The 18339-nt window shown below is 68.0% G+C and carries 13 protein-coding genes and 1 tRNA gene; 7 read left to right on the top strand and 7 right to left on the bottom strand.

Annotated features, from left to right (window positions below; genetic code table 11):
• Positions 1–8: 8 nt before the first annotated feature.
• Positions 9–84, top strand: a tRNA-Lys gene (locus ACTHN1_RS07405).
• Between the two features lie 133 nt (positions 85–217).
• On the opposite strand, the gene ACTHN1_RS07400 is transcribed toward ACTHN1_RS07405, so the two are convergent.
• Positions 218–763 (bottom strand): DUF4303 domain-containing protein, encoded by a 546-nt coding sequence (locus tag ACTHN1_RS07400; RefSeq protein ID WP_440470307.1) that lies wholly within the window; start codon positions 761–763, stop codon positions 218–220.
• A 222-nt stretch (positions 764–985) separates the two neighbouring features.
• Here ACTHN1_RS07400 and ACTHN1_RS07395 point away from each other — a divergent pair, with 222 nt between their 5' ends.
• On the top strand, positions 986–1324 hold the full coding sequence (locus tag ACTHN1_RS07395) for a hypothetical protein (RefSeq protein ID WP_440470306.1): 339 nt from the start codon (positions 986–988) through the stop codon (positions 1322–1324).
• A gap of 39 nt (positions 1325–1363) precedes the next feature.
• Here the strand turns inward: ACTHN1_RS07395 and ACTHN1_RS07390 are convergent, their stop codons facing one another.
• Positions 1364–2440 (bottom strand): hypothetical protein, encoded by a 1077-nt coding sequence (locus tag ACTHN1_RS07390; RefSeq protein ID WP_440470305.1) that lies wholly within the window; start codon positions 2438–2440, stop codon positions 1364–1366.
• Positions 2441–2829: 389 nt separating this feature from the next.
• Here ACTHN1_RS07390 and ACTHN1_RS07385 point away from each other — a divergent pair, with 389 nt between their 5' ends.
• Positions 2830–3216 (top strand): hypothetical protein, encoded by a 387-nt coding sequence (locus tag ACTHN1_RS07385; RefSeq protein WP_440470304.1) that lies wholly within the window; start codon positions 2830–2832, stop codon positions 3214–3216.
• Positions 3217–3320: 104 nt separating this feature from the next.
• Here ACTHN1_RS07385 and ACTHN1_RS07380 read toward each other — a convergent pair whose 3' ends face one another.
• Positions 3321–4016: a class I SAM-dependent methyltransferase gene (locus ACTHN1_RS07380; RefSeq protein WP_440470303.1), complete on the bottom strand. Its 696-nt coding sequence runs from the start codon at positions 4014–4016 to the stop codon at positions 3321–3323.
• Positions 4017–4181: 165 nt separating this feature from the next.
• On the opposite strand from ACTHN1_RS07380, the gene ACTHN1_RS07375 reads away from it, so the two are divergent.
• Entirely contained in the window at positions 4182–4805 is a 624-nt protein-coding gene (locus ACTHN1_RS07375) for a glutathione S-transferase family protein (RefSeq protein ID WP_440470302.1), read from the top strand.
• A gap of 72 nt (positions 4806–4877) precedes the next feature.
• Here the strand turns inward: ACTHN1_RS07375 and ACTHN1_RS07370 are convergent, their stop codons facing one another.
• The 3 genes from ACTHN1_RS07370 to ACTHN1_RS07360 form a co-directional block, all read right to left on the bottom strand.
• Positions 4878–5351, bottom strand: coding sequence for a hypothetical protein (locus ACTHN1_RS07370; protein ID WP_440470301.1), 474 nt, complete (start codon positions 5349–5351; stop codon positions 4878–4880).
• 307 nt (positions 5352–5658) lie between these two features.
• On the bottom strand, positions 5659–7452 hold the full coding sequence (recQ, locus tag ACTHN1_RS07365; protein WP_440470300.1) for a DNA helicase RecQ: 1794 nt from the start codon (positions 7450–7452) through the stop codon (positions 5659–5661).
• A gap of 186 nt (positions 7453–7638) precedes the next feature.
• Positions 7639–8175, bottom strand: coding sequence for a Dps family protein (locus ACTHN1_RS07360; protein ID WP_440470299.1), 537 nt, complete (start codon positions 8173–8175; stop codon positions 7639–7641).
• A gap of 85 nt (positions 8176–8260) precedes the next feature.
• Here ACTHN1_RS07360 and hrpA point away from each other — a divergent pair, with 85 nt between their 5' ends.
• The 3 genes from hrpA to ACTHN1_RS07345 all read left to right on the top strand — a co-directional run bounded on the left by hrpA (position 8261) and on the right by ACTHN1_RS07345 (position 16158).
• Positions 8261–12289 (top strand): ATP-dependent RNA helicase HrpA, encoded by a 4029-nt coding sequence (gene hrpA, locus ACTHN1_RS07355; RefSeq protein WP_440470298.1) that lies wholly within the window; start codon positions 8261–8263, stop codon positions 12287–12289.
• Between the two features lie 99 nt (positions 12290–12388).
• Complete coding sequence (locus ACTHN1_RS07350) at positions 12389–14551, top strand: RelA/SpoT family protein (protein ID WP_440470297.1); 2163 nt, start codon at positions 12389–12391, stop codon at positions 14549–14551.
• Between the two features lie 20 nt (positions 14552–14571).
• Entirely contained in the window at positions 14572–16158 is a 1587-nt protein-coding gene (locus tag ACTHN1_RS07345) for a hypothetical protein (RefSeq protein WP_440470296.1), read from the top strand.
• Here ACTHN1_RS07345 and ACTHN1_RS07340 read toward each other — a convergent pair.
• Positions 16155–18260 (bottom strand): glycosyltransferase, encoded by a 2106-nt coding sequence (locus tag ACTHN1_RS07340; RefSeq protein ID WP_440470295.1) that lies wholly within the window; start codon positions 18258–18260, stop codon positions 16155–16157. The two genes, ACTHN1_RS07345 and ACTHN1_RS07340, sit on opposite strands and share 4 nt — an antisense overlap.
• Positions 18261–18339 lie beyond the last annotated feature (79 nt).

Below are 18339 nucleotides of genomic sequence, written 5' to 3'. Positions count from 1 at the left end.
GGGTGCATGGGCCGTTAGCTCAGTCGGTAGAGCAGAAGACTTTTAATCTTTTGGTCGAAGGTTCGAATCCTTCACGGCCCACCATTTGCATCCATCACCTGCGCCATGACGCGGCGCGGAGAACAGCGGTTCGGGAAAAATGTGTGGCTCCCGCCACTTCCCGGTCTTGTGCGGGAAAAACGCGCTCGCGGGCAGGCTCCTCGTCAGGCGCGGTCGTTCAGGCGATTGTTTCGTAACGCTTGTGGAATGCGGCAACGATCTCCGGTGAATTCAGCGCGTTGGCCGAACGGTTCTCCATGGCCTCGGCCTCGTCATAGTCGGATGAGGTGATGAACAGCACCGACGCGTTTCGCCGCTCTCCAAAGAAGCCCTCTTCGTCGAGGTACCTCAAGGCGTCCGTCATCGCCCGGTGGACATCGGCCTTGAACGCGGCAAAGGCGACCGCATCGCCGGATGCCGAACCGCAGGATTCTCTGAGCTGTTTGCAGATCGCGTTGAACGGATTGGCGGCAAAACTCTCGTAAGCCCATTCGGCGCTCGCCCACTGGTAGTAGGCAAGCTCCGCCGGGTCGGTCTCGTTCGCCTCTCCCACCTTTTTCCGATATTGCTCCCACGAGTTGGCGGCTGGCACGACGGTGTAGCAATCCTCGTCGGTGTATAGCGCGAACGCATAAAAGGTTTCATCGCCATGCTGGGCCAGCAGCGCCGAAAAGGACGCGCGAGCCGCCGCTGCAATATCTTTCGTGAGTGCTTCCCGGTTCAAGATAATCCTTTTAAGTATGCGAACTGTCGCGGCAATCCCGGCCCCGGATCGGCTTTGCGGCGGAATTCTACTTCGGCGGGGCAAGAGGGATCTGTGCAGCGTCTGTCTTACCGCACAAGCCGGCGCTGATCTCCGTGCGGCTTCTCTTGCCTATGGAAAAGGAACCCTTGGATCACAACGGGTTTGGCGTTACAACGTCGACTGTCTCCACAAGGTGCCGGCATGCGAATTTTTGAAGTCATCCGCTGGGGGAATGATTCCGGAGATCCCCTGACAGGGGGCGCGAACGGGCCCGATACCTGTTTTCTCGTGCGTGCGGACACCGTCGAGGAGGCGGCCCGCCTCGCGGATGTCCGGTTGGCCGCGCTTCCGCACCAGCGCGTTTCACCCTGGTCACACGCCGTCTATCTGTTGGGGGACGATCTCGCTTCGCGGGAGGCCCCGCTGATCCTGCGCGGTCCGTACATCCAGTCGGCGTACTGTCACGGATGGCGCCAGTGGCATCGCAACGAAAGGAATGATCCTTGGGTCGAGAAGCCATCTCCCGACGCCGCCGCCTGACCAGGGGCGTGATACGCGTCCAGCGCGCCTGACGTCCGTCTACAGCACCACCCGGTACAGGCCGCCACCAAAGTGGACATACCAGGCGCCCTGCAGCCAGGCGCTGCCGGTGCCCTCGGCGAAAGGCACAATCAGGACGGGCGCGGCGCCGGGGCGGCCCAGATAGAGATAGCCCTTGCTGACGAACATCACCTGGCCAGCCGCGATGGCGTTGATGGAGGCGTCCTCGCCGGCGGGGGAGACGGCGGCCAGTTGGCCTTGGGGCGAGCGCAGCCACACCTGTCGGACGGTCTGGCCCTGCACGGTGCTCAGACGGGTGAAGCCGACCCATCCGCCACTCGGAAAATAGTCGACCCGCGGGGTGAGGAATTCGCCACTGGCATCGCGCAGGGTGACTTCGCCGAGGTTGTCGTTGTACATGACGATCCGGGAAGCGGTCTCCGAGACCTGTTTCCGGTAGACGATGTTGATGCCGTCGGTCAGCGGATTGAAATTGGAATACGTGGCATCGTGGGTCAACTGCACGGTCTGCCCGGCACGGTAGCGGAACACGTTGTAGGGCGCCGGCCCTTCGGTGTACACGACGTCGCCGTCGTCACCGACATCGGCCAGATCGGCGACGCGGCCGCTGCCCACCAGGGTGTCCTTGTAGAGCATCACGTCGCGCAGGTTCAGGTAGCGTCCCGGGCGCCAGGTCGGCCAGATGACGTAGCGCTTGTTGTTCGGACTGACGCGCATGCCGCGTGGCGTCCCGTCATTCCACAACGGCGTGGCGCCGCCGTTCCATTCGTACACGGACGTCTCATCGTCTTCGGTGATGCCAAACACCACGCCGCGCGCGGTCAGTTTCTCGTAGCCGGGTGTATGGCCCGTCGGATCCGGCACCACGCGCAGGCTTCCGGTCGCGCGGTTGTAGACCTTCAACAACGGTCGTCCGTCTTCGATGGTGAAGAACAGGATGCGCTGCGGGGTAAGGTCGGTGATGGTGCCGTCGACTTCCGTCACGTACTCGAGATGCGCCGAAAAGGCCGAGAGAGGGAGTGTGGCGACCAGCAGCGCGGAAGCCGCGCGCAGGAGAAACGAATGCAACTGCCGTTCGATGAAGTTAGTTTTCATGGCGGACTCAGCAGCATCGCCTGATGGAATCCGAGCGTGCGAGCGCGCTTGTGAAACGGACGTCAAACGGAATTCAGGAATCTGATCCCGGACGGAAGTCCCGGCGAACGCCGGTCCACATCTCAATGCGAGCCGAGAAACATCGGAGTCCGGCCGGGATGATCCGCACGGACAATATGGCAAGATCCGCCGCCCTCCCGCGTACCGGCGGACTCAAGCTCGCGGCAAGGCGGCCGATAACGGCTGCGCGGTCATGCGTTCTCCCGGGGCGGGCCGTGAGCGGAAAGCTGTCGAACATCCTCCCGGATGGAGAGGGAGGCGACAGGAGCGGAGACGCGGGACATCGCGACATCCGTATCGGGCCAATTCCAACTTTCAAGAGGAACGCAATGCACGCCGACGTACAAGCCAACAAGCCCGCACCGGTCAAGGCGACCTGGATCTGCCTCGCGATCGCCTGGCTGTTGTTCATCATTCCGATTCCGGGCGTGGGCCTGTTCGTTGGCTGGCCGCTCAACCTGGTCGCCTTCATCCTGGCCATCGTGGTCATGGCGCGCGGACGGACCGCAGGCGGCCTGATTCCGCTAATCGCCAGCATCGTGGTGTCGCCGATCGTGTACTTCATCGGGCTGGCGGTGTTCGGTGCGGCCCTGGGGGGAACCGGCGCCTACCAGGACTATGTGGAGCGAGCCGCCGCCGCGCAGGAGGCCCAGCAGCAGGTCGAAAGCGACAGCGCGGAGCGCGCGAACCAGGCGGCCGAGGAAGGCGAGCGGTAAGCGTCATCATCCTGACACCGCGCGTGCCTGGCAGCGCGCGCCAACAGAAAAGCCCGGCGTAATGCCGGGCTTTTCCGTTTGAAACATCGGCCACGCCGCCGTGATCAGGTGTCGTAACCCACCTGGCCCTGGGTGAAGCCATGGGTCTTGCGTATCGCCAGCTGGTTGGTCACGCCCAGCAGCTCGTAGTGCCCGGCCAGGGTCGCCAGCAGGCCGTCGACGCCGAGCTTCGGCGTTTCCGTGGGAACGCTGGCGATCTGGCGCTCCAGCGCTTCGCGGCGCCAGTCGCGTCCGCGCAGCTTGGCCCAGTTGCGCACCAGCGCATTCGGCTTGCGCGGCGCCTGCTTCGGCGGTACCCACAGGTAGTCGTCGAAGATCATCACGCCGCCGACCTTCAGCAAGGGCCAGGTCATCACGCCATCGGCCAATGCGCCAAACGCCGAGTGCCAGCCATCGATGTAGATGAAGTCGAATTCGCCTTCGATGCGGCGCAGCGAGTCGAAGCTGTAGCCCGCATGCTCGGTGATGCGGTCGGCGAATGCGGCCGTGTTGTGGCGAAAACGCGCGTGGTAGTCGCCATACACGGGGTCCGGCGCGAACAGGTCGACACAGTCGATGCGTGCGTTCGCACCGGTGAGGATGTTCTGGCACAGCCAGAGCGTGGATCTGCCCTCGAAGCTGCCGATCTCCAGCGCGCGGACACCGGCCCGATCCCGGAACCCTCCCAGCCACTGCTGCCAGTGCGGGATGTTGTGATCGAACCAGTTCTCGCTATAGGGATTCTGTATCTGTTCGGACATCGTTTCCTTCAACACGACGATGAGCTGTCCCCTGGCCTGTCGAAGGCAGGCTGGAGCGGAATTCTAAGTGGATTCAATGGCCCCCGCGAAGTGCCCGCGTGCGGAGCCGGTCCCCAGTCGCTAAGGTAGGGGACCCGCATCCGGTGGACCCGGCCCACAAGTCACATGTTGAAGATTCTCGGCAAGCCCACTTCCATCAATGTCCGCAAGGTGCTCTGGCTGTGCGATGAGCTCGGGCTGCCTTTCGAACTGGAGGAATGGGGAAGCGGCTACCGCTCGACCGAGGATCCCGGCTTCCTGGCCTTGAACCCGAATGGGCTGGTGCCGGTGATCCGGGACGGCGATCTGGTGCTGTGGGAATCGAACACCATCTGCCGCTATCTGGCCGGCCGCGAAGGGCGTGTTGACCTGCTGCCGATGGAACCGGCCGCGCGCGCCCGGGTGGAGCAGTGGATGGACTGGCAGGCGACGGAACTCAACAACGCCTGGCGCTATGTGTTCATGGCACGGGTCAGGCGGAGTCCCGCCCATGCCGAGCCGTCATTGATCGAAGCCAGCGAGCGGGAATGGAACCAGCGGATGCTCCTGCTCGACCAGCAACTGGCGCGGACCGGGGCGTACGTGGCCGGCGCGGCCTTCAGTCTGGCGGATGTCGTGATTGGCCTGTCCGTGAACCGCTGGCGGATGACGCCGATGCCACATCCCGAACTGCCGGCGGTGATGGCGTATGTGCAGCGGCTGGAGGAGCGGCCGGGCTACCGGCGTCATGGCGGCAATGGCGTGCCCTGATGGAATCCGGGGTTGGCCAGACGAAAGAGGCGCCATGCAGGCGCCTCTTTTCTTATTGCCTGTCGGCGCGGCTCAGGGGCGCATCGGGTAGCCGCCGAATCCGCGAGGCGGTGGAGGCCCCACGTCGCCGGGCAGGCGGCGATAGCCGTGGAAGCCCGGACCGTCATACCGGCTCACGCCGATATTGAGGTTGAACGCGCGCGATTCGCCCTCGTCGTTGTTGTAGGACTTGCACAGGTTGATGTTGGCGGCGTTCCAGTGGCTGCTGCCGTATCCCTTGGTGTAACCGATGCCGGTGGCGACGCTTCCGGACACATCGACCTTGCCATCATCCTCGTCGACCGGTTTGCCGCAGGCGTTGCGGGCCACCGGCGCCGGACGCAGCGAGCGGGCCGGGCGCCCGCTGGTGTCGCCGTAGTAGGTGCCTGGCGGATCGGAGCCATAGAGGGCCGGACGGGGCAGGGTCAGGTCCAGGGACTCGGCCGACTGGGCAAAGGCGCCTCCGGAGACCAGCAGACTCAGCAGCAGCGGTGCGATTGCCTTCATGTGGGCCTCGGTCGGGAATGCGGGATTCTCGCGCGATCCGTGCGCCAGCCGCCAGACGCTAGCAGCCGCTGCTTGAACCCAGGCTGGCTTGCGCCGAGAACTTTCCGGCTAGGACAAAGGTCACGATGACTTGATGGCGTCGCCGGTCTCCCTGCCGCCGGGGATGATGGTGGCGCCGGACCGCGCCGGCGGATTTCCGTCGTTATCCGCCGGCCGGTTCCCCTCATAACAACTACAACATCGCTGTGCTCTCTCATCGCGGTCGCAGGGCTCCCTGCGGCCGCATTTTGTAGGGAGTTCCCGCGAATCAACCTGCCGCGCGGATCGCTTCCAGCACCTGTTCGCCGTAGCGCGCCAGCTTGGTGCCGCCGATTCCGCCGACCTGGGCCAGCTCGTCCAGCGTGCCGGGGCGGTGTTCGGCGATGTTGCGCAGGGTGCTGTCGTGGAAGATGACGTAGGCAGGCACGTTCTGCTGCTTGGCCAACTGTGCGCGCAGGTCGCGCAGCGCGCCGAACAAGGGCTGGTCGGAGGGCGATACCACCACGCCGCTGCGCGGGGAACGTTCGCGCTCGCGGGCCGGGGCTTCCTTGCGCAGCAGCAGGCGACGCTCGCCCCGCAGCACCGCCCGGCTGGCTTCGGTCAGGCGCAGGCTGCCGTAGCCTTCCGCGTCGACTTCCAGCAGGCCGGAGGACACCAGTTGGCGGAACACGCTGCGCCAGCCACCGGCATCCAGGTCGCGGCCGATGCCGTAGGTGGTGAGCTGGTCATGCCCGCACTGGCGGATTTTTTCGCTCTCGCTGCCGCGCAGGACATCGATGATGTGGTTGACACCGAAGCGCTGGCCGCTGCGGTAGACGCAGCTCAAGGCCTTCTGCGCGGCCTCGGTGGCATCCCAGGTGGCGGCCGGGTGCAGGCAGTTGTCGCAGTTGCCGCATTCCTGGGGATAGGTCTCGCCGAAGCTGGCGAGCAGCACCTGCCGGCGGCACTGCATGGATTCGCAGTAGCCCAGCAGCTGATCCAGCTTCCGCCGTTCCAACCGCTTGCGTTCCTCGCCGGCCTCGGACTGTTCGATCATCTGCTTCAGCAGCACGACATCGCCCAGGCCGTAGGATAGCCATGCGTCGGCGGCCTCGCCGTCACGACCGGCGCGGCCGGTTTCCTGGTAGTAGCCTTCCAGCGACTTGGGTAGATCCACATGGGCGACGAAGCGGACGTCGGGTTTGTCGATGCCCATCCCGAAGGCAATCGTCGCCACCATCACGATGCCTTCCTCGCGCAGGAAACGACGCTGGTGGTGCGCGCGCACCTCGGCGTCCAGGCCGGCGTGGTAGGGCAGCGCGTTGAAGCCCTGTTCCAGCAGGTAGTCGGCGAACTGCTCCACTCGCTTGCGCGAGAGGCAATAGACGATGCCGGCCTCGCCCTTGTGGGCCTGGAGGAAATCGCGCAGCTGCCGCTTGGCGTTGTCCTTCTGGGTGACCGTGTAGCGGATGTTGGGGCGGTCGAAGGAACTGACGAAGCGTTGCGCCTCGGTCAGCCCGAGGCGCTCGGCGATTTCGCGCTGGGTCGGCGGATCGGCGGTGGCGGTCAGGGCGATGCGCGGCACCTCCGGCCAGCGCTCGTGCAGGATCGTCAGTTCCAGGTACTCGCGGCGGAAATCGTGGCCCCAGGCCGAGACGCAGTGCGCCTCGTCGATGGCGAACAGGGCGATCCGGCTGCGCTCCAGCAGGGACAGGAAACGCGGGGTGAGCAGTCGTTCCGGCGCGACGTAGAGCAGGTCCAGTTCACCCTTCAGCAGCGCCCGCTCCACGTCCGCCGCGGTGGCGGCGTCCAGGGTCGAGTTGAGGAAGGCGGCACGGACGCCGAGCTGGCGCAGCGCCTCCACCTGGTCCTGCATCAGGGCGATCAGCGGCGACACCACGATGCCCACGCCTTCGCGCAGCAGGGAGGGAATCTGGTAGCACAGCGACTTGCCGCCGCCGGTCGGCATCAGGACCAGGGCGTCCTGGCCGGAGACGAGCTGTTCGACGATGGCCTGCTGGTGGCCGCGGAAGCGGGAGTAGCCGAAGACCCGCTGCAGCAGGTCCGTGGGACGTTCTGACATGGGCGATAGGGTAGCAGGCCGGCGGGACCGGGCGTTCGGACCTGGGCCCGGATCGATGTCCGGGGAAAGGGGGACGGGGTGTGGGTTATTGTCCGCCCGCCGGCGGGGAGGACGCGGATGCGGCGGTATAAAAAAAGCGCCCGGACGGACCGGGCGCTTGGGTCGGTCAAACCGCCGGTCGCGGGCTCATTCCAGCAGCGAGCGCAGCATCCAGGCATACTTCTCGTGGGTCTGCAGGCGCTGGGTGAGCAGATCCACGGACGGATCGTCGCCGGCGTCGTCGGCGGTCTTCAGGACCTTGCGGGCCGTCCGGCACACCGCCTCGTTGCCGGTCACCAGCTGCTTCACCATGCCCTGCCAGCCAGGCACGCCGTCGGCGCCGGATTCCTCCTGGATGGAGGACAGGCGCACGAATTCGCCGTAGGAACCCGGCGCGTTGTAGCCCAGCGCGCGGATGCGCTCGGCGATCTCGTCCAGCGCGGTCCACTGCTCGGTGTACTGGGTCTCGAACATGGTGTGGAGCGAGTTGAACATCGGCCCGGTGACATTCCAGTGGAAGTTGTGGGTCTTCAGGTACAGCGTGTAGCTGTCGGCGAGGAACCGCGACAGGCCCTCGGCGATTTTCTTGCGGTCGCCGGTGCTGATCCCGATGTCGATGTTCGGGGAGGTGGCCGCGGGCGCGGAAGCGGCGGCCTGCTTGGTCTTTGCCTTGGTCTTGGACATCTGCACTCTCCTTATGGGGGTCAATGGCCCACAATAACTACCCTAAACCCGTTTGGGTAATAAAACGTTTCACCCGATTGTATTGATGAACGCTATCGAATCTTCTCCGGACAACGACCTTCAGGCCGCCCTCCGCGCCATCGACGGCGCGCTCAGCCGGGACCGCGGGCGCCTGCACGGATTGTGGTCGCGCTGGCAGGCGCGCCCGCGCGATGCCGCCGCGCGCGACGCGTTCGCCCAGGCCTTGGCCGCTTCGGTGTCGCGGCGCGAAGCGCGGGCGGCCTCGGTGCCGGAGGTGAGTCTGGATGAAGCGCTGCCGATCGCCCGTGAAGGGGAGCGGATCGTCGAACTGATCCGCCGCCATCCGGTGGTCGTCATCGCCGGCGAGACCGGTTCGGGCAAGACCACCCAGCTGCCCAAGCTGTGCCTGGCCGCCGGACGCGGCGTGGCCGGCATGATCGGTTGCACCCAGCCGCGCCGGATTGCGGCGCGCGCGGTGGCGCGGCGGGTGGCGGAAGAGCTCAAGACCGGCATCGGCGACGCGGTCGGCTACCAGGTGCGCTTCACCGACCAGGTCGGCGACGACACCCGCGTCAAGTTCATGACCGACGGCATCCTGCTGGCCGAGATCGCCAGTGATCGCTGGCTGTCGGCGTACGACACCATCATCGTCGACGAAGCACACGAGCGCAGCCTCAACATCGACTTCCTGCTCGGCTACCTCAAGCAGCTGCTGCGCAAGCGGCGCGATCTGAAGGTCATCGTCACCTCGGCCACCATCGACACCGAGCGCTTCGCCCGTCATTTCGATGATGCGCCGGTGATCAGCGTGGAGGGGCGGACCTATCCGGTGGAGGTGCGCTACCGGCCGCTGGAAGGCGAGGGCGAACAGCAGGGCGAGCGCACCGTCAACGACGCCATCGTGGCGGCGGTGGACGAGATCACCCGCCAGGATCCGCGCGGCGACGTGCTGATGTTCCTGCCCGGCGAGCGCGAGATCCGCGACGCCCACCAGGCCCTGGAACGCCGCAAGTACCGCGAGACCGAAGTGCTGCCGCTGTACGCGCGGCTGTCCGCGCGGGACCAGGACCGGGTGTTCAATCCCGGCCCGAAGCGCCGGCTGGTGCTGGCGACCAACGTGGCCGAAACCTCGCTGACCGTGCCGCGCATCCGTTACGTGGTCGACCCGGGTTATGCACGGGTCAAGCGTTACAGTCCGCGGCAGAAGCTGGATCGCCTGCATATCGAACCGGTTTCGCAGGCCAGCGCCAACCAGCGCAAGGGCCGCTGCGGGCGCATCGCCGAAGGCATCTGCTATCGCCTGTATGGCGAGGCCGACTTCCAGGCCCGCGCCGAGTTCACCGATCCGGAAATCCGGCGCTCCAGCCTGGCCGGGGTGATCCTGCGCATGCTGCAGCTGGGACTGGGCCGGATCGAGGATTTCCCGTTCCTGGAGCCTCCGGACGAGCGCGCCATCGCCGACGGCTGGCAGCAGCTGACCGAACTGGGCGCGGTGGACAAGGACCGCAAGCTGACCAGCATCGGCCGGCAGATGGCGCGGCTGCCGGTGGACGTGAAGCTGGCGCGCATGCTGGTGGCGGCGCAGCAGCACCGCTGCCTGCGCGAGATGATCGTCATCGCCGCGTTCCTCGGCATCCAGGATCCGCGCGAGCGGCCACCGGAGGCGCGCGAGGCGGCGGACAACGCGCATGCGATCTTCGCCGACACGCGCTCGGAATTCATCGGCATCGTCAAACTCTGGGATGCCTACCGGCAGGCGCACGAAGACCTTACCCAGTCGAAGCTGCGTGACTGGTGCGAGCGCCACTTCCTCGGTTTCCTGCGCATGCGCGAGTGGCGCGAACTGCATCGCCAGTTGCTGCTGCTCTGCGAGGAACTGGGATGGACGCTGGAACCCGCGCCGGCGACGGCTGCGGACACTCCGCCACGCCCGGCGCCGGCGCGGGCGGGCAAACGCTCCGGCGCGGAGGCGGCCATCGCGGCCGGCGCAGGCGAAAGCCCGACCGAAAAGCAGCGCCAGGCCGCCTACGTCGCCCTGCATCGCGCGCTGATCGCCGGCCTGCCGACCCAGGTCGGGCATCGCGGCGAGAAAGGCGATTTCCAGGCGCCGCGCCAACGCCGGTTCCAGATCTTCCCGGGCTCGGCGCTGGCGAAGAAACCGCCGCCGTGGGTGCTCAGCGCCACCCTGCTGGACACCCAGCGCGTATGGGGCCTGACCAACGCGGCGATCGAACCGGATTGGGTCATCGCCGAAGTGCCGCACCTGCTGATGCGAAAGCACTTCGACCCGCACTGGTCGCGCGCGCAGGGCCACGTGCTGGCGTCGGAGCAGATCAGCCTGTTCGGGTTGGTGCTGGCGCCGAAGAAACCGGTTCACTACGGCCGCATCGCGCCGGTGGAGGCGCACGACATCTTCGTGCGCCAGGCGCTGGTGACCGGCGAGATCAACACCCGCGCCGGTTTCGTCGCCTACAACCTGAAAACGCTGGAGCAGGCGCGCGAGGAAGAAGCCAAGCTGCGCCGTGCCGGCATCGTCGCCGACGAGGACTGGCAGGCACGCTGGTATCTGGATCGGATCCCGCCGGACATCCATTCCGCGGCGGGCCTGGATGCGTGGTGGAAAGGACAATCGCCGGAAGCGCGCCGCCGGCTGGCGTGGACGCTGGCCGACCTGCTGCCGGGCGAGGGCAGCGAGGAAGATCGTTTCCCGAAGTATTTCGCCCTGGGCGATGCCCGGCTGCCGCTGCATTACCGGTTCGAACCGGGCGCGGCCGACGACGGCGTGACCCTGGAGGTGCCGCTGCACCTGCTCAACGCGCTGGATCCCGCGCGGTTGTCGTGGCTCGCGCCGGGCTTCATCGGCGACAAGGCGTCGGGACTGATCCGCAGCCTGCCCAAGGCGATGCGGCGCAACTACGTGCCGGCGCCGGACTTCGGGCGCGCCTTCTTCGAGGCACACCCGCGGCCGACCGCGGACGACATCCGCGGCGAACTGGCGCGCTTCCTGTCGCGCGCCACCGGTGCGGCGGTGACCGCGCTGGATTTCGACGAATCCGCGCTGGAGCCGCACCTGCGCATGAACCTGCGCCTGCGCGAGGACCCGCGCAAGGGGGGCGAGGGGCGGGTGCTGGCCGAGTCGCGGGACCTGGATGAACTGCGCGCGCGCTTCGGCGAGCGCGCCGGCCAGGCGTTCGCCGCGCGCGCCGGACGGGCGATGGCCGCGAGCGGGCTGCGCGAATTCCCGGCGCAGCCGATTCCGTTGCAGGTCCCCGGTGAAGCCGGTGTACCCGCGTACCCGGCCCTGCGCGACGACGGCGACAGCGTCGCATTGCAGGTGTTCGCCGATCGCGCCGAGGCCGAGGCCGCCCATCCGCGCGGCGTGCGCCGGCTGCTTGAGTTCGCCCTGGCCGATCGCGTCCGCCAGGCGCGCAAGCAACTGCCGGTACCGCCGAAAGTGGGCCTTCTCTACGCCGCCATCGAGCGCTTCGGCGAGGGCGACAAGGCGGGCGAGAAGGAGCGCCTGCGCGCGGATGTCGTCGACGCCGCGCTCAACGCGGTGCTGGCCGATGGACTGGACGGCATCCGTGATCGCGCCGCCTTCGAACAGCGCCGCGATGAAGCCGGCCGGAGCCTGTTCGGCGAGGCGATGGAGCGGCTGAAACTGGCCGAGGCCATCCTGTCAGCGGTCGCCGAACTCAAGCCGCAACTGGAATCGCCGTTGATGGGTTGGGCGCGCGGCAACCTGGATGACCTGCGCGCGCAGCTGGACGGCCTGGTGCATCCTGGGTTCCTGCGCGACACCCCGGCCGCCGCGCTGGCCGAGCTGCCGCGCTACCTGAAGGGCATGCGCCTGCGCGCGGAGCGCGCCCTGCGCGATCCGACCCGCGACCAGGCGCGCATGCTGGAGGTCAAGCCGTTCGCCGACGCGTTGGAGGACGCCGCGCGGCTGGGCATATCGCGGCAGCCTGGCTGGCAGGCGTTGCGCTGGGAACTGGAGGAGCTGCGTGTCTCCGTGTTCGCCCAGGAACTGGGCGCGCGGGGTGGCGTGTCGCCGAAGAAACTGGCCCAGCGCCTGCAGGCGCTGCGTGGTTAGCAGCACACAACCGGCGGGCATGAACGGAATGCGCGGCAACACTGTTCGCCGGGCGCGCGTGCGGGTAACGTACTGAACGTCTCCCGGTCAGGATCGATCGTGTTCCCCGTCCCGCGCGAAGCTCTGCTGGAACTGCTGCAACGGCCTTCGGCCGCGGTGCTTCCGGCGGCGTCGCGCGAGATGGTCAGGGCGCGCATCGAAGGCGGGTCCGGTCCGGAACTGCCGTTGCAGGATCCGCTCGCGGTGCTGGTCGACACGCTGGATACGTTGACCGCCCTGTCCGCCGATGGCGAGGTGATCGCCGCCGCCTGGCTGTTCGCGCTGCCGTCACCGGAACCGGTCGCCGGCGCCAGGCCCGCCGTCCTGCCCGCCGGCATCGTCGATCTGCTGGAAGGGCAACAGGCCGCCGCCCAGGTGTGGGCGCTGCACGCCGAACAGCATCGCAGCGCCAACAACGAAGGATTGCGTCGCCTGCTGCTGGCGATCGTGCGTGATCTGCGCGTGGTCCCGATCCTGCTGGCGCGGCAACTGGCGCGGATGCGCAACGCGGGCCTGCTGGAGGATGCGCAGCGACGAGCGCTCGCGCGCCTGACCCGCGACATCCATGCCCCGCTGGCCAACCGCCTGGGCATCTGGCAGTTGAAATGGGAACTGGAGGATCTGGCCTTCCGCTACCTGGAGCCGGAAACCTACCGCCAGATCGCCGCGCAGCTGGACGAGAAGCGGGTCGGGCGCGAACGCTACATCGAAGCGGTCAAGGCAACCCTGCGCCAGGCATTGGCCGAACACGGCATCGACGCCGAGATCAGCGGCCGCCCGAAGCACATCTACAGCATCTGGCGGAAGATGCAGCGCAAGCAGGTGTCCTTCGACGAACTCTATGACCTGCGCGCGGTGCGGGTGACCGTCGACGACGTCGGCGCCTGCTACGCGGCGCTGGGCGTGGTGCACGCGCTGTGGACGCCGGTGCCCAGCGAGTTCGACGACTACATCGCGCGGCCGAAGGCCAATGACTACCGCTCCCTGCACACCGCCGTGGTCGGTCCGGAAGGGCGCACACTGGAAGTGCAGATCCGCACCCACGAGATGCACGCCCAGGCCGAACTGGGCGTCGCCGCGCACTGGCGCTACAAGGAAGGCGGCGGCGATCGCGCCTTCGACCGCAAGATCGCCTGGATGCGGCGCCTGCTGGATCAGTCGCAGGAAGGCGGCGAGGGCGCGGGCCTGGCCGGCGATCTGGACTCGGAACTGGTCGAAGATCGGGTGTACGTTCTCACGCCGAAGGGCGAGGTGATCGATCTGCCGCAGGGCGGCACCGTGCTGGATTTCGCCTACCACGTGCACACCATGGTGGGTCACCGCACCCGCGGCGCCAAGGTCAATGGCCGCATCGTGCCGCTGAACCATGCGCTGCGCAGCGGTGACCGGGTCGAGATCATGACCTCCAAGACCGGCGAGCCGCGCCGCGACTGGCTGCTGCCGGCCAACGGCTTCCTCGCCTCGGGCCGTTCGCGCGACAAGGTGCGCGCGTGGTTCCACAAACTCGATCGCGCGCGCAATCTCCAGGCCGGCCGCGAGCTGCTGGAAAAGGAACTCAAGCGCCTCGGCCTGCATCATGCGGATCTCTCCGGCGTGGCGAAGAAGTTCCATGCCGAGAATGTCGAGGAACTCCACATCCAGATCGCGCTGGGCGATGTCGGGCCCAACCAGGTCGTGCGCGCGCTGCATGAAGAGCAGCGCGCCGCCAGCCAGCCGGCCACGCCGTCGTCGTTGCCGCTGCGCAAGCCAGGCGGGCGCAAGCCGGCGCCACCCTCCAAATCCCGCTTCACCGTCGAAGGCGTCGGCAACCTGCTGGTCCAGCTGGCGCGCTGCTGCCAGCCGGTGCCCGGCGAGGCGATCAGCGGCTATCTGACCCGCGGCAGGGGCGTGAGCGTGCATCGCACCGACTGCACCGCGTTCCAGCGCCTGGCCGGGGCCAACCCGCAGCGCGTGCTGCCGGTGGAATGGGGCCAGACCGGCGGCGGCTACGAGGTGGACGTGCAGGTGCGGGCGCTGGATCGCAAATGGCTGCTCAAGGACATCACCACCCTGATCGCGCAGGAGGACGCCCATGTGCTGGGCATCAACAGCGATCAGGCCGGCGCCAGCGGCCGGGTGCAGCTGCGCCTGCGACTCAAGGTCGCCGACTTCGGCCAACTGTCGACCCTGCTGGGCAAGCTCGACGGATTGCCGGGGGTCGAGGAAGCGCGACGTTCAGCCTGAGTGGTTATGCTGGGCCGGTGATGCCCGAGCACCGCCACGAGTCCCCCCGCCAGGACGGCCGGATCGAGCCGATCGCCGACTGGGAACATCTGCGTTTCCGCAACGACGACGCGCCGCCGCGCCAGGGGCCGCCGTTGTGGCGCGCCCGGCGCACCTGGCGCTGGGGCGCGCTGATCGTGCTGGCGTTGCTGATCCTGCTGACGGTGTTCCGGCAACCGCTGGCGAACCTGTTCTGGCCCGATACCCGCATCCAGCAACTGCTGGATCAGGGGAACGCCGCGCTGCGCGCCGATCGACTGACCGCGCCCGACGGCACCGGCGCGCGCCAGTACTTCGAGGCCGCCCAGGCGCTGGACGGCGATCGGGCGGAAGCACGCGACGGTCTGGCGCGGGTGGCCAGGGCGGCGCTGGAACAGGCCGGTCGCGCCACCGATCGCGATGATTTCGCCGCCGCGCACGCGGCGCTGGCGCTGGCCAACGAACTGCAGGTTCCGCGTGCCGAAGCCGCAGCGCTGAGCGAACGCCTGCGCAAACGCGAAGCCGCCGATGCCGGCATCGAATCGCTGCTGCGCCAGGCGCAGGCCGCCCAGGCAGCGGGCCGCCTCGATGGCGATCCCGCCGCGGCGCTGCCGCTGTTCCAACGCGTGCTGGCGCTGCAGCCGAACCGCATCGAAGCGCTGGAGGCCCGTGAGGACATCCTCAGCGATCTGCTGCAGCAGGCGGGTACGGTGATGGCGCGGGGCGATCTGGTCGCCGGTGGACGCCTGATCGCCCGGGTGCGCGACTACGACGGCGGCCACGTGGATCTGCCGGCGGCGCAGGCCGGGCTGGCGCGCGCGGTCGACGAACGACTCAGGCGCGCCGATACCGATCTGCGCCGACGCCGACTGGACCGGGCGGCGGAGGGCTACCGGCAGGTGCAGACCGTCTCGGGTGAAGACGCGCGCGCGCGCCAGGGGATCGAGCGGGTGGCGGCCGCCCTGGCCGAATCGGCGCGGCGCCAGGCCGGCGACTACCATTTCGAGCAGGCGGAAACCGACCTCGCGCAGGCGCGTGAACTGTCACCGCAGTCGCCGGTCGTGCGCGAGGCGTCGCAATACCTGGAGCGGGTGCGTGCCTCGCACGCCAATCTGCCGTCGTCGGTGCCGCCGCGCGAACGCCAGCGACGGATGACGATTCTGCTGGCCGAAATGGCCCAGGCCGAGGCGCGCGGCGACTGGATGACGCCGCCGGGTGAAAGCGCCTACGACAAGCTGCGTGCGGTGCAGGCGCTGGCGCCGGATGACCCGCGGGTGCGGCGCGCGGCCTCCCGCGTGCTGGTGGCGGCGCAGGCGTGCTTCGAAGAGGAATGGCGTGGCAATCGGGTCCGCCGCGCGCAATCCTGCCTGTCGGCCTGGCAGACCATCCGGCCCGGTGATCCCGCCCTGGTGGAAGCCCGCCGGCGCATGGCGCAGAAGTGGATCGCGGTGGGCGACGAGCGCCTGGGCGCGGGCGACGTCGCATTCGCCGCGCAGGCATTGGATGAGGCGCGCGGAATCGACGCCCGCGCGCCCGGCCTTTCCGATTTCGCCGAGCGGGTGCGCCTGGCGCGCCAGGCGCAGCGCTAGCCGCGCAGCCGGAAAATCCCGCGCACGCCCGCGCGGGCGGCATCCAGCGAGAAATGCCGGCGTACATTCTCCAGGCCGTTGGCCGACAGCCGTTGCCACAGCGCGGAATCCTGGTACAGGCGCACCACGGCGTTGGCGAAACCGGCCGCATCATCGGCCACCAGCACGTCATGCCCATTCCGCAGATGCATGCCTTCCGCCGCGCAACTGGTGGCGACGACCGGCTGTCCGTGGGCCATGCTCAGGTTGATCTTGCCCTTCACGCCCGCGCCGAAACGCAGCGGCGCGACCGCCACCCGCCCGCCGTCCATGTACGGATCCAGGTCTTCCACATAGCCATGGATGTGCACGCCGTCGCGGCCATCGCACGCCAGGATTTCCCGGGTCGGATCGCTGCCGATGCAGTGGAACCGCAGATCCGGGATGCGCGCGCGGATCAGCGGAAACACATCCTTGATGAACCAGCGCACCGCGTCGATGTTCGGCGGATGACGGAAGCCGCCGACAAACACCAGGTCCTGACGCTGCGCATCCGATGGCGGCGACGCCACCGGTTCGTGCAGATTGGAAAGCAACCCTACCGGCACGTCCGGCGCCAGATCCCTGAGCAGTTGCTGCTCCATCGCGCTGACGACGAGGGTGAGATCGCTGCGCGCCATCAGATCCAGTTCGCGCTGGCGGGTATTGGCCGCTGCGCGCACCAACGCGCCGTCTCCGGCCAACTCGGCCGCGCGGGACTCGCGCAGGAAATGCAGATCCACGGTGTCGAACAGGAAGCGCGCGCGACCGGCGTGCCGGCGTACCAGCGGCAGCGCGGCCGCGGCGATGTGGTGACGCGAGGCCATGACGGTGTCGAATCGATCGCCATGTCGTTTGAACCAGGCGGGCAGGCCGCCGATGAAAGGCTCCACCCAGACCTCCACACCCAACGCCCGCAGCCGCTGCAGGCCGCGCCCGGTCTCGCCGCCCTCGGCCGGCACGAACACGACGTGGGCGCCCTCGGCCACCAGCAGGCGCATCAGGTTAACCAGCCGCAGCGAACCCGAATCGCGATCGGGCTGGGGAATGGCGGCGTCCAGCAACAGGATCTGCGGCCTGCCATGCGCGAGCAGCGCGGGGCCGGGAATCCGGTCCGGCGCCAGGTGCCCCGTGGACAGGACTGCACGCCATTTCTCCGCGAATACCTGTTGATTGCGGACCTGGTAGGCCTTGGGACCGGTACGGGTGTCGGTGCCGGAGCTGACACCCTCCAGGTGCACTACGCGCGAGCGCGGTTGATAGAGCACGCGGTGGCCGGCGGCCCGCACCGCGAATGCCAGATCGGTGTCCTCGTAGTACGCGGGGGCATAGCGGGTATCGAAGCCGCCAAGCTGGCGGAACAGTCCGGCGGGGATCGCCAGCGCGGCGCCGGAGCAGTAGTCCGCGTCGCGCAGGCTGGCGTAACGCGGATCCTCCGGCGCATCGAAACGTCCGTAGTTCCATGCCGAGCCATCGGAGAACACCACGCCACCGGCCTCCTGCAGGCGGCCGTCCGGATAGATCAGTTGCGCGCCGACCAGGCCCGCGTCCGGATGTTCCTCGAAGGTGCGCACCAGTTCGTCCAGCCAGCCTGGCTGGGGCAGGGTGTCGTTATTGAGGAAGACCAGCAGGTGCCCGCGCGCCAGCGCGGCGCCGTCGTTGCAGGCCGCGATGAAGCCGCCGTTGCTCGCCCTGCGGTGATACCGCAGGCCCTGGATCTGTTCCATCCAGCCCCGCGTCTCGTCACTGGAACCGTCGTCCACCACCAGTATTTCCACCGGGCTGGCGGGCGGATGCTCCGCCAGCGCGCGCAGGCAGGCGAGAGTGTGGTGGGCCTGGTTGTAGACCGGGATGATGATACTGGCGGCCGGGGCGTCGGCGCGGGGAACGGCGAAGGGGGCGAACGGCGCCTCGGCGGGCCGGTAAAGCGGCCGGGACGGCGGTGGCGGCGTGCGCGTCCAGTGCCGCTGGACGCGTTGCCAGGTGGCCCGCCATCCGCGGGTCCGCAGACTGGTCACACCCCGGTGGAGCAGGCCGCGCATGCGTTCGAACAGGAAGCGCATATCGGCCAGTGACATCGACATTCCGTTTGCAACTCCAGCTGAGCAGGGGCGGTTCCGGGGCGCCGAACCCGCAGACCCTGCGTTAGACTGCCCGGAATTC

The sequence above is a fragment of the Pseudoxanthomonas sp. genome (assembly GCF_051953815.1).
In the GTDB taxonomy this organism is placed as follows: Bacteria; Pseudomonadota; Gammaproteobacteria; order Xanthomonadales; family Xanthomonadaceae; genus Pseudoxanthomonas_A.
This window is presented reverse-complemented; position numbering and strand designations above follow the sequence as displayed.

Coding starts and splice junctions, on each gene's coding strand:
- ACTHN1_RS07375 (WP_440470302.1), top strand. CDS start 4,182: ATGTTGAAGATTCTCGGCAAGCCCACTTCCATCAATGTCCGCAAGGTG.
- ACTHN1_RS07360 (WP_440470299.1), bottom strand. CDS start 8,175: ATGTCCAAGACCAAGGCAAAGACCAAGCAGGCCGCCGCTTCCGCGCCC.
- ACTHN1_RS07395 (WP_440470306.1), top strand. CDS start 986: ATGCGAATTTTTGAAGTCATCCGCTGGGGGAATGATTCCGGAGATCCC.
- ACTHN1_RS07385 (WP_440470304.1), top strand. CDS start 2,830: ATGCACGCCGACGTACAAGCCAACAAGCCCGCACCGGTCAAGGCGACC.
- ACTHN1_RS07340 (WP_440470295.1), bottom strand. CDS start 18,260: ATGTCGATGTCACTGGCCGATATGCGCTTCCTGTTCGAACGCATGCGC.
- ACTHN1_RS07370 (WP_440470301.1), bottom strand. CDS start 5,351: ATGAAGGCAATCGCACCGCTGCTGCTGAGTCTGCTGGTCTCCGGAGGC.
- recQ (WP_440470300.1), bottom strand. CDS start 7,452: ATGTCAGAACGTCCCACGGACCTGCTGCAGCGGGTCTTCGGCTACTCC.
- hrpA (WP_440470298.1), top strand. CDS start 8,261: ATGAACGCTATCGAATCTTCTCCGGACAACGACCTTCAGGCCGCCCTC.
- ACTHN1_RS07380 (WP_440470303.1), bottom strand. CDS start 4,016: ATGTCCGAACAGATACAGAATCCCTATAGCGAGAACTGGTTCGATCAC.
- ACTHN1_RS07345 (WP_440470296.1), top strand. CDS start 14,572: ATGCCCGAGCACCGCCACGAGTCCCCCCGCCAGGACGGCCGGATCGAG.
- ACTHN1_RS07390 (WP_440470305.1), bottom strand. CDS start 2,440: ATGAAAACTAACTTCATCGAACGGCAGTTGCATTCGTTTCTCCTGCGC.